Origin of the sequence: Vibrio injensis (genome assembly GCF_001895205.1) — a bacterium.
GTDB lineage: Bacteria > Pseudomonadota > Gammaproteobacteria > Enterobacterales > Vibrionaceae > Vibrio > Vibrio injensis.
This window is the reverse complement of record NZ_BDJF01000027.1, coordinates 55,837-71,989: the sequence shown is the minus strand read 5'-3', so window position 1 is coordinate 71,989 and position 16,153 is coordinate 55,837. Positions and strand designations below refer to the sequence as shown.

The following is a 16,153-nucleotide window of genomic DNA, read 5'->3' as shown; positions in this document are numbered from 1 at the left end:
AGTAGATAAATATGAATAATAAAACACAATTACTACACAGTGGTGTAATAGAAGATCAATTTGGCTCATTAACTATACCCATTTATCAAAGTAGTGCATTTGAATACCATAATTTTGAAAATGGTAAAAAGATTTTTTCAGGCGAAGAAAATGGTTATGTTTATAGTCGAATGCGTAATCCAACCATTAGTATGTTAGAAACTCAATTAGCGAATATGGAGGGGGCTGAACAATCTTTAGCCGTTTCGAGTGGTATGTCAGCAATCAGTAGTGTATTACTCTCTTTATTAGATACCGGCGATGAATTAGCGATTGTCGATCCTATTTATGGAGGAACACAAAGTTTATGTGATAACTTACTGGTTCGAATGGGCATAAAAGTTGTTCATTACGCTGATGTATCGGATTTAACTCTGCGAGCAAATCCCAATACTCGAGTCATATTTTTTGAATCTATCTCTAACCCAACCGTCAGAGTTAATGATATTCATTCAGTTGTTAGTACAGCTAGAAATATAGGTGCGATTACAGTCTGTGATAATACTTTTTTATCTCCTGCTGTACTCAAGCCGATAGAATTGGGTATTGATATTGTTATACACAGTGCCACCAAGTATTTAAGTGGTCATGGAGATATTATTGCTGGCGTGATTTCAGGGAGCGACCATTATTTAAATCTCATCCGTGGAATATCCAATAAGCAACTTGGATCATGCCTTGGTCCTCAAGAAGCCTACTTATTACATCGAGGTTTAAGGACTTTATCTTTGAGAATGGAACTGCACCAAAATGGAGCATTTAAAGTCGCGGAGTTTTTAGCAAAGCATCCTCTGATAGCAAGAGTCTATTTCCCTGGATTAGAAACCGAAAGTCGTGATGATAAAAATCCGCCAGCATGGGGAGCGATGGTCAGTTTTGAATTAAAATCCGATCTTAATGCGGTAAGAAAATGCCTAGATAGTCTGGTGCTATTCAAGCAATCGGTAAGTTTGGGTGATTTGGAAAGTTTAGCTTGTCATCCTGCGACGACAACTCATGCTGGCTTAGATAAAGAGCAGAGGGAGAAATATGGGATAACCGATAAACTGATCCGTTTAAGTATCGGTGTTGAGCATCCTGATGATCTCATTGCTGATCTAAGCCAAGCGATAGCGTTGGCTCATGATAAAGTTAAGGGGGCATTTGTGTCTGTTTTATAATAAAAATGGCGAGCATAACAGCTCGCCATTTTCTGTATTCAATATTAAGTACAGGTTATCAAACCATCGCTTTATACGCGAAAGCGATTGACCGTGCTTTGTAATTGAGCGGCGAGTTGACTAAGTTCAACGCAGGCTTGAGCTGCACTTGATGAACCTTGCGCGACTTGTTTCGCTGACTCATTAATCCGTTCAATGTTGCGGCTTAGTTCTTCACTGACGGAATCTTGCTCACCACAAGCGCTCGCAATTTGAATCGTCATATCGGCAATTTGCGCACTTTGGGTGCTGATTTGTTCAATCGCTTCTTGAGTCTGATGACTTTGATTGACACATTGGCCCATTAACTCGCTACTTTGTGCTGTTGCTTGGCGTGCTTTTGCTGCGCAACTTTGTAAGTTCTGGATAATAGCCACAATATCACCCGTTGATTGCTGCGTTTTGCCTGCAAGGGCTCGCACTTCATCGGCAACCACGGCAAAGCCACGACCTTGTTCACCAGCTCGCGCGGCTTCAATTGCGGCATTGAGAGCAAGCAAATTGGTTTGGTCAGCAATATTGCTGATCACATCGACGACCATATTAATTTGTTGCGCTTGATCTTCGAGCTCCAGCACGCGTTGCTCGGCTTGCGAGATCTCTTGTGTTACCTGAATAATCGAGTTGGCCACCACATTCATTTGCTGTGCGCCAGTGATGGCTTGTTGGTTACTATTACGGGCAGAATCTGAAGCCACTTCGGTACTGCGTGCCACTTCTGCCACGGTGGATTTCATTTCTGTCATTGCGGTCGCAATTTGCATCACTTCTTCTTGCTGCTCTCGCATACCTTGCGAAGTTTGCTCCGATACCGCGCTGACTTCATCAACCGCTTGAGTTAATTGTGTTGCGCCGGCAACGATTTCTTCGACCATCACACGTAAATTATTTTGCATGGTGGTGCAAGCGTCAGCCAGTTCACCAAGCTCATCTTGACCAATTTGTTGGCGATCCATTTGATGGCCTAAGTTACCATCAGCAATCGCGTTGGCTTGAGTAACCACTTGTTGTAAAGGACGACAGATTAAATTCGCCAGTAACCAAGTCATAAAGACCATAAAGCCAAGTAGGGCAACAATACTGGAAATAGAGAATTGACTAATAGTATCAATTAAATCTGTTAATTCAGTGCGGTTATTATCGACATAGGAAAGATTAAGTTTTAGTAACTCATCCACCGCCAGTTCTAGACGCTCAAAAGTTGGATAGGCATTTTGTAAATCACGCTGAGCTTCAGTAATGTTATTACTCAAAATATCGTTATTAAAAGAACTTAAAGCACGCAAGTACTCTTGCCATAAGTTTTTGACAGGCATAAAAATCGAGCGCTCATAATCGGTCCAAATGCTGCTTTCATAACGAGCTAAATCGGCATCAATAGCACGATAGTGATCATCCATCCAGCGGATATCTTCGGCGATTTCATGGCTGTCATCAGAGGAAAGTAGACCAATTTGTGCTCGACGTACCGATGACATATTGTACTTAATGGTATTGACCATCATCATTGATGGTAAGGTATCGTCGGTTAGGTTAAGTACATCGTGCTGAATCGTATTGAGAGAGCGGTAAAGATAAGCACCAAAAACAATATTGACGGCAGCAATAATACTAAACGCTAGCGCAATTTTTTTACGAATGGCTAAATTTTTTAAAAACGACATGGTAGTGGGTGACCTCGCGGTAAAAACTAATCGGTCACATCCGTATGATGATATACCCTGCTGCTGGAAGATAGCGGTATTGCATTCTTTTCACCACAAAGCTTCTCTTTGTGTATCAAGCATACATTTACTTGCTATATAGCGAGCCACTTCAAGTACTGTGGGTAAGTTATCCCTAGCAATAGTCAGTGTGTAAGAATTATCTGACTACCTAATTGGCGCGGATTCTAGCATCAAGTGGACGATTAAGCCAAAAAAATATGATACCAATCACATTTAAATGTCTATCGAGGTCAAATGTTGAACGATTGATGGAGTGAATGGCTTTATTGCAGCCCAGCGAAACGATGGGCTGCAAAGGCAGGTTTAGTGATGATGCTCGTGCTCAGTGGTGCCTAACCAAGTAATAAACTGAGGGATAAAGCCTAATTGATGACGCTGTACAATCCGTGGCTCAGTCACGCTGAGTTGCAGCACCGTTTGATCTGCCGGATTGGTGATGAATAACTGTTGATTTCTCGGATCAAAAGCCATTTGGATCCGTTGACCTTCAGCTAATGTTGGTACATTGTCCCAGAGCGATAAGCTGAATTGTTGAGCGAAATCATCCGCCGCTCGGTACGCAATCAGTTTTCCTTGTGGGGTGATAATGAATAAGTGATCCTCAGTGGTTAAATAGGCGAGGGTGCGTTGTGTTTGCTCAGTTTTCCAGTTGATTTCCTGAAAATGACCATTTTTCAAAGTAAAGAATTGCTGGTTATTCGCCACCGCAAGCAGCGCATTACTGGCTGGATAGCCGAATAACGTACCAAAGCGAGTGCCGTTGTCAAATGTTGGGTTGTTGATGGTTTGTGAAGTTATCGTTTCCCCCTGTACATTGATGATCAGAACGTGCTCTAAACACGCAAACGCTACGGAATTTGTCGTTTGCGCGCTGCCATGTAAAGCGGGGCAGTTTTGAGCGGGGAAGCTATGAAGTTGATGAAAATGATCATTATGCCTTTGCAAAGCAATCACCTTATCCGGCAAGCTAGTGGTGCTTTGATCTTTAATCCCAGTAAAAGCGAAATCACCCAGCAATTGAGCAGTGCCATGTTGAGCATGATCAAAGGAGTGAGAGGCGACAGTAGAGACTTGACCTATCGATTGCTCATCTAACACGCGAAATTGCGCGTTGGCACTACTTGTGCTATCCCCATCAAAAAACAGTGCGACTTGATCTTGTGTGGCGTCATAGTGAGTTGGCTTTACTCCCTGATAGCGATCAGACAATAATCTCGGACTATGATTGTGCAAATGATAATGATCGCCATGTTGTTCGGCGACAATACCACTATCAATCACTTCGACTTGATCAAAATTTCGTTGCAGAGCTAGAGCGTATCGTCCCTTCGGACTGGTTTTCAGCCCTGAGGGTGTTTGTTGCAAAGTAAATTGGGTGCGCTGACGCCAAGCTTGGCTATCAAACAGGTGTAGTGTTTGGCTATTGTGTTCTGAAATCAGCAGCCGAGAAGTAATAATCGAGTGATGATGATCGGAGTCTTCGTTACTGGTGGCGTTATTTTCACCTTCTTGACAACCTAATAGCAATAATACGCTGAGTGACAGTGCAGCCAGCCGAGGGGCTTGACGATGAGATAGAGACAACATGGATTTTTCCTTAAGTACCATAGTAGTAGTTGATTGTTGATATGTTATAACATAACATTCATTGCCATCAATAGGTAATCAATAATCATTGTGTACATTTATAGGAGAAACTTGGTGAATAAATCAGTCGTAGCGGTGATTGGGTTTGGTGTAATGGGTTTTATTGGACAAAGCTTAGCATCACCACAAGTCGATATTGGTGTTGTTTTAGATGGTGCTTATCAGAGCGACAATCGCCATTGGGGAAGTCGTGACAAGGGATTTGGCCTTGGTCATTCTGAGCTGATGTTAAGCAGTAACATCGATCATAACTTTAAAGGTCAATTGGTGGCGGTATTAGATAGCCATGGTTCTAAAACCGAGTTAGAGCTGGAAGAGGCCTGGATAGAAACCATGAGTTTACCGTTTGGCTTAAAGCTTAAAGCAGGACGTCTGTTATCCAATGTCGGCTACTTAAACAGTAAGCACATGCATGAAGACGCCTTTGTTGAGCGTCCGGCAGTGTATCGCGCCTTACTTGGCGGCCATTATTTTGATGATGGTGTGCAAATGACTTGGTTATTACCAACCGATTTTTATCTGCAAGCCAGCGTCGAAGCGTTAGGTGGTAAGCCATTAGATGCTGGTTATGATAAGCCCGCGACGGTGGGTGTGTACACGGCTAATCTCCAAGTGGGGGCCGATATTGGGCTTGAACACAGTTGGCGTTTGGGAATCAGTTCACTGTATAACGGTAATGGTCGTCAGTTTTCAGGTGCACACGATCACAGCCACGATCATGACCATGATCACGATCATGCCGGTCATTCGCATGGGCCCTCATTAACGGGTCGTAATTTGTACGGTACGGATTTCACGTGGAAATGGGCACCGGAAGGCAATTATCGTCAACGTAATGTGAGAGCGACAACCGAGTTTTGGTATTTGGACAATCGCTTTGATACACAAATGGCGACAGCTCCGGGCGCAAAACAAAGTGCTAATGGTTGGTACGCAGAAGTGGCTTATCAATTTAATCCGACTTGGACAGTCAGTACCCGTTATGGAGAAATGCGCACCGTGAGTGGAGATGTCCATGCTCATGATGATCATTTCCATGGTGAATTCAGTCGTGATGATTTGAAAGAGTGGGATCTCGCATTAGATTGGCATGCTTCTCATTTTGGTCGGGTACGTGGACAAATTACCCGTGAAAATCACACTCAGGGCGATCAAACCCTCTTTAGCTTACAGTATGTCATGTCTTTTGGAGCGCACCATGCTCATGCGTTTTAAATTATTGAGTCTAGTCGCTTGTGTCAGTATGCCAGCGATGGCCAGCTTAAATGTGTTTGTTTGTCAGCCCGATTGGGCTGACTTAGTCCATGCCCATGCGCCGCAGGCACAAGTTTTTTCAGCCACTACGGCATTGCAAGATCCTCATTATGTACAAGCTCGCCCTTCGCTCATTGCGCGTATGCGCAATGCCGATTTGGTGGTTTGCTCTGGAGCTGAGCTGGAAATTGGTTGGCTGCCTGAGCTGCAGAGGCAGAGCCGTAATCGTCAAGTACAACATGGTCAGCCTGGTTTGTTTTGGGTCAGTGATTATGTGCGTTTACTGGATGAGCATGATCATGTTGATCGCTCCATGGGCGATGTTCATGCGCATGGTAATCCCCACGTTCAGTTTGCGATTGGTGATATGATTGCTGTGTCACGAGCATTGAGTGATCGTCTGGCATTGCTAGCCCCCGATGATGCTCCGAAGTTTAAAGCCAATGGCGCACGTTTTCGCTGGCAATGGCATAAAAAAATGCAAGAGTGGCAAGAGCGAGCCGCTCCACTCAATGGGCGAGAAGTAGCAGGTTATCATACTACCTTTGCCTACTTATTTGATTGGTTAGGCATGGAGCAAGTTGCGGATTTAGAGCCTAAACCCGGTATCCCACCAACGGCGGGTCATTTAAATCGCTTGGCACAGCAAGATTGGTCGAGTTTATCTGGTATTGTCTATGCTTCTCACCAGCCTAAAGACGCGGCTTACTGGTTAGCATCGCGTACTAATGTGCCGGTAGTGGAATTAGCGCAAAGTGTTGGAGGACAGCCGAATACGGCCTCATTGATCGCGCTAGTTGATGATTCTATTGAGCGCTTATTGAGCCTAGTTAAGGAGCAATAATGAGTGCTTACGGATGGATGTTAGCCCCATTGTTAATTGGCTTTATCTCTTTATGGATCAACTGGATTCTAGGTAGGCAGGTGCTAGAGCGAGGGGTGATATTTATTGACCTAGCGATGGCGCAAATGGCGGCGGTCGGTATGTTAGCGATGGAGTTATGGTGGCCGCAGTACAGCAGCTCCTTATGGTGGAAAATGCTAGCGGCTAGTGTTGTTACTTTCAATATGGCAGGGTTATTGTGCTTTTTTGAGGGGCGAATCAAAACTCACTTGGAAGCCTTCATTGGCCTGTTTTATGTGTTAGCCGCTTGTGCAGCAATGTTATTGGTTGCTCAGCAGCCGCATGGTAAAGAAAGTATAGAGAGTTTATTAAACGGTCGCTTATTGTGGGCTCAATGGCAAGACGTTATTCCCGTATTGGTTATTGCTCTCGCGATGTTAATCGTTGTGCGTTATCGCTTCGCTTGGCTACAAGGTAAAGCGTTTTATTTTCTATTCGCTTTTGCCATCCCGCCGCTCGTGATTAACTTAGGCGTATATCTAGAGTTTGCGTCACTTATCATACCGGCTTTAGCGGTATGCTATGTACCTTGGCAACGTAAAACCGCTGTCGGTTTAGCGATAGGCTATATAGCGATGATAGCTGGCTTTGCGGCTTCTCTTTATTGGGATTGGCCGATTGGTCCTGCGGTGGTATTTGCGATGATGTGGTGCGCGGTAGTGATGGTATTTGGTGCTCAAGCAAGAGCCTTGTGTCAACAAGATTCAGCTTTTAACCCATAACTCAAAAACGATAATTTAAAAATAAGGCGCAGTAATGCGCCTTATTTTTAAATCTGTTAATGAAATGCAGCAGTGACCCTGCCCCTAAGCCATCATTGGTACCAATACCATAGTGCCGATAATAACAGTAATAAGACCTGCCAACACCGGAACAGAAGTACGTTTAACCACCTCAAAGGGACTGATATGCGCCATACCCGCGGTGGCAACTACGACCCCTGATACTGGAGAAACGGTTCGGCCTAAATTTGAAGCTTGTAACATCGGAATAATTAAAAACGCTGGGTTAACGCCCATTTTCGCGGCTAACGCTGGGGCAAGTTCCACAAACGCATAAAACGGAGCGTTACCCGAGCCTGTGGCGATAGCTGCAGCCATGGTTAAAATGGTTAAAATTAGCATCAGTGCTAAACCACCAGCGCCAGCGGTTTCGGCTAATCCAAGTAGGTTGTCAATCGCACCAATCGACATCAGTCCTTGAGCAAAAACCCCTGCTGCAACCAATAGCATGACCACGCCTTTAAATGCTTCTGCCATACCTTCATAGCAAGATTCCAGATCTTCGAGGGTTTTCTTACCATCAAAGCGTTTGGTGATGAAATCAATCACCGCACCAGCAAAAATCGATACGACAACAATAGTGTAAATGTCCAAGGATAAGCCGGGGATAGTTTCACCATTAAATAGGAAAACACCAATAATCGGTAAGAATGGCAAAATCGCGTAATAGGCTGGCGCTTTCACTTCAATGGCAGAAACGTCTACGCGCTCCATTGGAGTATTGTCTCGCTTATCAAGGTATTTATTCCAGAAGAAGGTAGCGATTGCCATCACGATGATCGCGCTGATAGAAACAGGAAGAACGGTTTCCACGGCAAAGACATGCAAAGCCAACCCAGATTTTTCCGCCGCGATCACCACATCACCAGAAGTCGGCGATAAAATAATGGCGGCTGGAGAAGCGCACACCGCCACTGCAGCAGGGCGAGAAATACCCATCGCCGTCATCATGGGGAAGAGGGTTGCCATCAGTAGCACACCCAGCCCTGTTGCAGAGCTTACCGCAAGGGACATTAAGCAAGCGACAATGTAAGCCGCAACCAGTAAGACATAAGGTGAGCGGATAATCGAAAGTGGCTTAGAAAACTGTTTAACCACCACGTTATTTGCCCCGATATGGGTCATATAAGCGGCAAAACCGCACAATAACATGATTTGCATACCTAAACCGCCACCGCGATTTTGCAGGGTGAACTTCACATATTCCATTGAATCGGTAATCAAGTTACCGGTTGGTGTGATTGATGTGGGTAAAACAGCGTAGCCTAATATCCCAGTCATTAATAATAAGGCTATTCCGGCGGTCAGTAGTACCCCAGCAGGTTTATAACCCTTAACAATAAAATAACCAACCGCAATGGTGACGATTGCGCCAATCAGCAGCTCAAGCATAGTCTTCTCCAGTAAAATGGGCTTCACCCATGTAACAAATTATGGCTTTTTGTAACTGGAGAATTTACTGAAAACTTGGCAATAGCACGAGCTTAACTTGCTACTAGTATGATCTAAAACAAATGAAAATATTAATAGGATAAAAAGTGTCTAACTATTTTATTACATTGATTTTTATTGGTTGTTTGGGTGTTAAATTGATAGTTGTTGGTGATGGATCTGACATATATTTCTCGTTGTAATCTATATAACAATAAGAAAGATCTTCACCGCATGAAGATGCAATCATTATCTTCATGCGGCTACTAATAGCATCAGTCAAAGGGGATAACGAATCACTTAATAAGCATACTGCTTCGTTAACTGATACCAACGCTGCTTTTGCTCTTGTAAGCGAATTTTCACTTGTTGATAGCGAGTTTTAAGTAGTGACCGCTCGTAATTTTGAATCGCTGAATTAGCTTTACTTTCTAAAAGCTGTTTTTTCAGATCGTAATAATCGTGAAGAACTTCAACAAAGCTATCAAACTCTTGTTGGAGGTGGATAAAAATTCGTTGATGCTGGTGACAAAGCTTTGCTTGAGCGTATTTCAAGCGCATTTCAGCTCGTGCTTTTTCTATTTTTATTGCTGGTGCAACACGTAATTTTTTCGCTAAACCTAACCATGAGCAGGCTTTAATTAACCATTTGGTCGGATCATAGTGCCACCATTGAATACCATTTCGATAATCATTTTCAAAAATATGGTGATAATTATGGTAGCCCTCACCAAAGGTAAAGAAAGCCAAAATTCCGTTATCACGTGCGGTATTTTTATCGGTATAGGGCTGTTTGCCCCAAATATGGGCCAGTGAATTGATAAAAAAAGTGGTGTGATGATTGAGCACTAATCTGACCGCGCCGATAACCAGTACCATACCGATGATATCTTGATACCACCAACCGAGCAGTAACGGTACACCTATATTCATCGTGACTGCCAGTGGTAGATAGTATTTGTGTTGCCACATAACAATTTTATCTTTCTGGAGATCGCGACAATTGGTGTAGTCAGCGTACGTAGCCTGATTATAGTGGCGCAGCATCCAGCCGATGTGCGAATACCAAAAGCCCCGTTTGGCGGAATAGGGGTCTTTATCGTTTTGATCGACAAACTTGTGGTGAACTCGATGATCCGATGACCAGTGTAGAGCGCTATTTTGTAAGGCAAATGCACCGCCTAACGCACACAGTAAGCGCACTAACCAATGAGCTTCGAAAGCTTTATGTGACCACAGACGATGGTAGCCGACGGTAATGGATAGGTTACAAAATGAAAAGCAAGCGAGTAACCAGAAAAGATGTTCCCAGCCATAACCAAATTGCCAGCCATACCAAGGAGCTACGAGAGCAGCGAGTGCGAAGCTGAGTGAAAAAATCATGACATTAAGCCAGATCAATGGTGGTTTAGTATCCATAACAATGCCTTTTAGCGTACAACTGTGCACCAGAATATCAGCGTACACTTGTAAGTCAAAAGGGTTTTGCTACAAAGTGTGATCCGAACAACACCGACGGACTCAATCGCTGATTAACCATTCACTTGCTGTCTTACCGTATTTCAAGTAGCGTAAATGACCATTGCTGATCTCTTGGAGGGATAAATGACACTCAACTTAAGCCAATATGATGGGCTGATTTTTGATATGGATGGTACTTTGATCGATACGATGCCAGCGCATCTTCAAGCTTGGCAAGCAACTGCGGACCACTTTAATTTTCCGTTTGATGGTCAGTGGCTTCACAGTATGGGAGGAATGCCGAGTTTTAAGATTGTCAGTGAGATCAATCGACGGTTCGACTTAGATCTGGATGCTCAGCAGGTCGCTGACCATAAAATGCATACCTTTGCACAATTGGCCGATAAGGGAGGTTTAATTGCTGCGACCTATGACATTTTTTGTGCTCAGCTAGGTAAAAAGAAAATCGCGATAGGCACAGGCAGTCAGAGAGGATCAGCGGAAAACTTATTAGCTCAGGTTAAGGTGCTCGATAAACTTGATGCTTTAGTCACGGCAACGGATGTGGAACATCATAAACCTCATCCTGAAACATTTTTACGTGCTTGCCAGCTGCTTGAGTTAACACCTAAACAGTGCGTGGTATTTGAAGATACTGAACTTGGTATGCAAGCGGCGCATGCCGGCGGGATGGATTGTGTATTAGTGACCGCTGCGGGATTAGTTTTCCATCCAGTTAATCGAGTATTAACGGTAACCGCTTAAGATGGGAAAGGGGTAATCAGTCTGTTAGATACAGCTAGATGAGAGTCATTATGATGAGTTTTATTCATAATGACTCTTGTTATCGGTGATGCCTGACTAAGCCGTATTATTGGATTTCAATCAGTTCAATATCAAAAATCAACGTTGCTGCAGGAGGAATGGGACCCGCCCCATTTTTGCCGTAAGCCAAATGACTAGGAATAAAAAAGCGCATTTTTTGTCCTTCCACCATTAACTGTACACCTTCTTGCCAGCCTTTGATGACTTGATTTAAGCCAAACACAATTGGCTCATTGCGTTGCATGGAGCTATCAAAGACGCTGCCATCAAGAAAACGGCCTTCATAATGCACTTTTACTCGGCTGGTTGGGCTAGGATGAGTTTCGCCAGTACCCGCATTTAAGAGTTGGTACTGTAGGCCACTTTCAGTTTCAATGACGTCATGTTGTTGGCGGTTTTCTTGTAAAAAGCGTTCTCCTACCGCATGATTTTGTTCCGCTATCTTACTGTTATTCCAGCTTCGATAGATAAAAAACACGGCTAATAATATAACGAGAACAATCAATATTTTATTCATGATACAGATACTTTATTACGGTTGTTTAAGTAGATAAGTCAGCGTTTCTGCCATATTGGCTAGGTCACTATGACCACTAGTCAGTAGCAGGTATTTACCGTTGACGATGAAAGTTGGGACCGCATTGATTTGCGCCTGTGCTGACATCTGTTCGACATCAGCGAGCATTGTCATTAGCTGTTGTTGCTGCATTTCATTAAAATCATAAGGGCTAATGATATGTCGGCTATGAAAGGCATGATCAATGGCGGCCTTACGCTCTGCTGGAGTAGTGCCTTCAGACATTTGTACGGTAGCAAATAGCTCATCCATCATATCGTGATCAGGGATGCCATCCAACTGCATCACTGCACTGTAATAAATCATCGCACCTAATTGAGCACCTTGATTAAAAGTAACATGCAGTTTGCCGAAACGTTGTCCAGTGAGTTGCTCAAGCTCAGGTATAAAGGTTTCCATGGTTCGGCAGTGAGTACAAGTGAGTGCAAACACTTCTGTGATCGGCGCAAGAGAAGGGGAGCTCAGTGGTTTAGATAATTTCTGGTAATGAACACCTTGTTTCGGGCCTGTTGACTCGCTACAACCAAGAATTAACACTACGCTAATGATCAGTCCACAAAAGCGAATAAGATTTTTTTTCATAATCAACCAAATTAAAATCATAAAGAGGGTTCAGTCTAACCAGTTCTGTTTGTGAGGCAAACAGCAGAAGAGCAAATTGTTAGCAATACATCATAAAGTTTTGCGCTGGCGGCCGATAACCAAGGTGATACTAAAAAATGGGAACCTAACGGATGAAAGTCTTCATATTATCGCTGCTACTGTTTTTATCGGGGTGTGGATCTCTGGCCACCGATAAAATGTTCAAAAGCAATTTATTAGACACAGCACCGAAAAATGATGCTGAGGTCCGTTATCCCGATTGGCGTTTGGCTCCTGCTTCACTTATGGCCGCAAAAACCGAGTCTATGCCTGCTACGCATCAACCGATGAAAACCCTCTCCGATAGTAGTTTAGAAAGTTTCTTATCCGCCAATGGCTTAGATTATGAACTTATCCCTGGCGATCATACGATGGTCAAACTCAAACGTGCAGTGCAGTTTCAAACCGGATCGGCGGTGGTGCCAAGTGCATCAGTACAATGGCTCGCCCAACTGGGACGCTATTTGGCTAATACACCACAGATTGACATTGTCATTGAAGGGCATACCGATAATACCGGTACCGAGCGATTTAACGATGGCTTGTCGATGCGTCGAGCTGACACAGTGAAGAATATTTTGTTAGAACAACAAGTATCACTAGCCGCAATTTATACCCGTGGTTATGGTGAGCATACACCTGCTTGCACCAATCAAACGTCTCAAGGCCGCGCTTGTAATCGTCGTGTTGAATTGTTGATGATTATGGATAGTCAGTAAGTAATGAGCGATGTGGTTAAATGTGACTGACTGAATAGTTTTTACGGCTCATTTAAGCGTAGATTGATAGTTTTCACGCTTATGCAACTAAAATGAGACAATACTTTGAAACATTTCTCTATTTTGTGTATACAGTCGCCACAAAACCAATCATAGGTTACGAAATTATGTCAGGCCGTCAGTTTTCCTCAACAAAAGAAGTTCCCGTTAGCCAACACGATCAACTGGTTTCAACCACCGATTTAAAAGGTGTGATCACCTATTGTAATGAAACCTTTTGTCGCATTGCCGGATTTACCGAACAAGAGTTATTAGGGCAAAATCACAATATTGTACGCCATGATGATATGCCTAAAGCCGCATTTGCTGATATGTGGAAGCGTCTCAAACAGGGCCATGCTTGGCGTGGAATAGTCAAAAATAAAACCAAAGATAATGGCTACTACTGGGTGGATGCGTATGTAACGCCTATTTATGAAAACGGAAAAATATCCGGCTATCAATCAGTGCGAGTCAAGCCTGAACGCCGTTGGGTTGATATTGCCAACAAAGCCTATCAAGGGCTGCGTCGAGCTGAACGCTCTGGCCGGAAATTTTCACTGACAATAGCGGATTCCGTTCGTTATGCGATATTACTTGGTTCATTGAGTGCACCGATTGCCGCCTCTTTGTGGGGAGATCAGAGCAGTCAGCTTTTGGCAAGTGTGCTCCCAGTTATCTCTCTAGGATTATTTTTCCGCCAAGAGCTGATTGATACACCGCGTCAGCTCGCTCAGCTGCGCCAACAATACGACAGCATTAGTCGATTGATTTATTCAGGTAATCATCAGTTTTCTATTGCTGATTATCATTTAAAAATGGCATCGGCTCGGATTCGAACGGTATTAGGTCGGATGATGGATTCGGCGAAACCACTACAAGTTATGGCCAATACCTTACATAAAACCAGTACCGAAGTAGCACAAGCATTAACTCAGCAGGAAAAAGACATTCGTCGAGTAATGCAGGCTACCGATGAGGTTGAAGCGGCTGCGAATGCCGTTTCTGACAATACTCAAGTTTCCTATGCATTGATTGATCAAGCTCGCGTAGAGTGCACTCAGAGCAAACAGAGCATTGATCTGACCCAGAAAAATTTATTGCAACTCAACGAGCAAGCAGAAAGAGCGACTCAAACCACTTATGCTTTGAGCGATCAAGCTCAGCGAGTGAGTCAATTGATGGGAGAAATCGGCGGAATTGCTGATCAAACCAATCTGTTAGCGTTGAATGCGGCGATTGAAGCAGCGCGAGCGGGTGAGCAAGGACGTGGATTTGCGGTCGTTGCTGATGAAGTCCGTGCATTATCGGGACGAACGCAAAAAGCCACCGAGCAGATCCAATCGAGTATTAATGCGATGTTGCAAGCGATTGATGGATGGCAAAAAGAAATTCATCAAAGTCAGCAGCAAACTCAGGCTTGTGGTGAGGTGGCTGAGCAAAGTGCTTCTCGTTTACAACAAGTTGAAAGCTTATTACTAGAAATGCACGATACGGTAGCTGACATGGCGAAAGCAGCACAATCACAACGTGATATCACTCATCAGGTTAATCAACATATTCACTCGATTGCCTCTGCCGCCACTCAAAACCTTGCTGCAACCCATAAAGTTGAAGAATATAGCATTGAAATGAACCACAAAGTGGATGACTTTCATCAACTTGCGAAACGGTTTGAAGAGAAATAAACCATGTATCAAAGTAGAAAACCAAGTATGACGTTACTGTCTAAGCGCATGATAGTCGGCAGCAGTTTACTTATTTCGTTGTTGTCAGCAACGAGCGTCTTCGCGCATGAAAAGAACCCATGTCATATTATTTATGATGCGGGCAGTAGCGGTACGCGAATGTATGTCTATGAACAGCGTTCAGACCAATGGAAGGTTCATCAAGGTCCTAAGATGGAAGCTTTAGCTGATCCTATTCGCCAGAATAGAGGGAAAACAGCGCAGGATATTCCATTAGTGGTCACTCAGTTGGCTGATACATTACAACAGATAAAGACAGAAGGACCGCGCAATAAGAAGGGTAAACCAGCATGGCAAGCCTTTAACTGGCAAACAGCCTGTGAACTGCAGTCGGTGATGGTGTATGCCACGGCAGGTATGCGTATTGCTGAGCAAAATAATCCACAACAAAGTCAACAAATGTGGCAAACGTTGAATCAAGCGTTACGCCAGCAATTACCAGATTCGGTTGAAGTGGTAACAAAAACTCTTTCTGGCTATGAAGAGGGATTATACGCTTGGTTAGCGGTACATGATGAAGTGCAAAATACGCAATTTGGTATTGTAGAAATGGGCGGAGCTTCCAGCCAGATTACTTTCCCATGCCCCGATTGCGAACCTAATGATGCATTACGTCGTGTCAACGTTGGAAATCAAGAGTTACCCATATACAGCTACTCATTTTTAGGCTTGGGGCAAGATGAGGCGGCGAAAGTACTGGGGGTTGCTGAAAGTTGCCAACATGGTATAGGCAGTCGTCAAAAAAACTGGCAGTTATCAGCGTGTCAAGAGACGCTGAAATTGACCCAGTCAGGTGGTATTTTAGATCCTTATAACTATCAGTATCAGCAACAAGCGCAATATCGAAAAATCCCAACCGAACAAGGTGGGCAAACCGAATGGTATTTAACGGGCGCGTTTAAGCATCGTCAAACGAATGATGAGCAGCAGTGTTGTATCAATAACGGTGCTTGCCATAAAGCAGAAACGTCGTGTTTTCGTGTCGCTTATCTACCCAAATACCTGCAAGCATTAGGCGTACCCAATGATGCACCAGTAAAGAAAGACGCTGATTGGCCACTCGGAGCGGCGATCTGTCGCAGTAATGATTGTTTAGCCAATGCTGAGCCTCCAGTATGTCGATGGAATAAAACGGGCTGTTTATAATTCATCTTTAAAT

14 protein-coding genes are annotated in these 16,153 nt (G+C 43.8%); 8 read left to right on the top strand and 6 right to left on the bottom strand.

Features of this window, described 5'->3' with window-relative positions; all coding sequences use genetic code 11:
- The first annotated feature begins 11 nt into the window (after positions 1-11).
- Positions 12-1,199: a trans-sulfuration enzyme family protein gene (locus BSR11_RS12465; RefSeq protein WP_072670675.1), complete on the top strand. Its 1,188-nt coding sequence runs from the start codon at positions 12-14 to the stop codon at positions 1,197-1,199.
- A 71-nt stretch (positions 1,200-1,270) separates the two neighbouring features.
- Here BSR11_RS12465 and BSR11_RS12460 read toward each other — a convergent pair whose 3' ends face one another.
- Both BSR11_RS12460 and BSR11_RS12455 read right to left on the bottom strand, forming a co-directional pair.
- Positions 1,271-2,902 carry a methyl-accepting chemotaxis protein gene (locus BSR11_RS12460; RefSeq protein ID WP_072670674.1) on the bottom strand — a complete coding sequence of 544 codons (1,632 nt, stop codon included), beginning with the start codon at positions 2,900-2,902 and terminating at the stop codon, positions 1,271-1,273.
- A gap of 366 nt (positions 2,903-3,268) precedes the next feature.
- A complete protein-coding gene (locus BSR11_RS12455) occupies positions 3,269-4,552 on the bottom strand; it encodes a hypothetical protein (protein ID WP_072670673.1) in 1,284 nt (427 codons plus the stop codon).
- 153 nt (positions 4,553-4,705) lie between these two features.
- Between BSR11_RS12455 and BSR11_RS12450 the strand changes: the two genes are divergently transcribed.
- Genes BSR11_RS12450 through BSR11_RS12440 form a run of 3 tightly spaced genes read left to right on the top strand, consistent with a single transcriptional unit; the run spans position 4,706 to position 7,492 of the window.
- Positions 4,706-5,827, top strand: coding sequence for a TonB-dependent receptor (locus BSR11_RS12450; protein ID WP_072671198.1), 1,122 nt, complete (start codon positions 4,706-4,708; stop codon positions 5,825-5,827).
- A complete protein-coding gene (locus tag BSR11_RS12445; RefSeq protein WP_072670672.1) occupies positions 5,811-6,710 on the top strand; it encodes a metal ABC transporter solute-binding protein, Zn/Mn family in 900 nt (299 codons plus the stop codon). The genes BSR11_RS12450 and BSR11_RS12445 overlap by 17 nt, the downstream gene beginning before the upstream one ends.
- Complete coding sequence (locus BSR11_RS12440; RefSeq protein ID WP_072670671.1) at positions 6,710-7,492, top strand: ABC transporter permease family protein; 783 nt, start codon at positions 6,710-6,712, stop codon at positions 7,490-7,492. The genes BSR11_RS12445 and BSR11_RS12440 overlap by 1 nt, the downstream gene beginning before the upstream one ends.
- A gap of 84 nt (positions 7,493-7,576) precedes the next feature.
- On the opposite strand, the gene dcuC is transcribed toward BSR11_RS12440, so the two are convergent.
- The gene (dcuC, locus tag BSR11_RS12435) at positions 7,577-8,944 is read right to left on the bottom strand and encodes an anaerobic C4-dicarboxylate transporter DcuC (RefSeq protein WP_072670670.1); all 1,368 of its coding nucleotides are present in this window, start codon (positions 8,942-8,944) and stop codon (positions 7,577-7,579) included.
- 339 nt (positions 8,945-9,283) lie between these two features.
- Complete coding sequence (locus tag BSR11_RS12430) at positions 9,284-10,402, bottom strand: acyl-CoA desaturase (RefSeq protein ID WP_072670669.1); 1,119 nt, start codon at positions 10,400-10,402, stop codon at positions 9,284-9,286.
- A 186-nt stretch (positions 10,403-10,588) separates the two neighbouring features.
- Between BSR11_RS12430 and BSR11_RS12425 the strand changes: the two genes are divergently transcribed.
- The gene (locus BSR11_RS12425; protein WP_072670668.1) at positions 10,589-11,209 is read left to right on the top strand and encodes a beta-phosphoglucomutase family hydrolase; all 621 of its coding nucleotides are present in this window, start codon (positions 10,589-10,591) and stop codon (positions 11,207-11,209) included.
- Between the two features lie 106 nt (positions 11,210-11,315).
- Here the strand turns inward: BSR11_RS12425 and bamJ are convergent, their stop codons facing one another.
- Positions 11,316-11,786 (bottom strand): BamJ family beta-barrel-assembly machinery protein, encoded by a 471-nt coding sequence (bamJ, locus tag BSR11_RS12420; protein ID WP_072670667.1) that lies wholly within the window; start codon positions 11,784-11,786, stop codon positions 11,316-11,318.
- Positions 11,787-11,801: 15 nt separating this feature from the next.
- The gene (locus BSR11_RS12415; protein WP_072671197.1) at positions 11,802-12,428 is read right to left on the bottom strand and encodes a thiol:disulfide interchange protein DsbA/DsbL; all 627 of its coding nucleotides are present in this window, start codon (positions 12,426-12,428) and stop codon (positions 11,802-11,804) included.
- Between the two features lie 152 nt (positions 12,429-12,580).
- On the opposite strand from BSR11_RS12415, the gene BSR11_RS12410 reads away from it, so the two are divergent.
- The 3 genes from BSR11_RS12410 (at position 12,581) to BSR11_RS12400 (ending at position 16,140) form a co-directional block, all read left to right on the top strand.
- Positions 12,581-13,207 (top strand): OmpA family protein, encoded by a 627-nt coding sequence (locus BSR11_RS12410; protein WP_004396643.1) that lies wholly within the window; start codon positions 12,581-12,583, stop codon positions 13,205-13,207.
- Positions 13,208-13,374: 167 nt separating this feature from the next.
- Positions 13,375-14,934: a methyl-accepting chemotaxis protein gene (locus tag BSR11_RS12405; protein ID WP_072670666.1), complete on the top strand. Its 1,560-nt coding sequence runs from the start codon at positions 13,375-13,377 to the stop codon at positions 14,932-14,934.
- 3 nt (positions 14,935-14,937) lie between these two features.
- Positions 14,938-16,140 (top strand): hypothetical protein, encoded by a 1,203-nt coding sequence (locus BSR11_RS12400; protein ID WP_083544976.1) that lies wholly within the window; start codon positions 14,938-14,940, stop codon positions 16,138-16,140.
- Positions 16,141-16,153 lie beyond the last annotated feature (13 nt).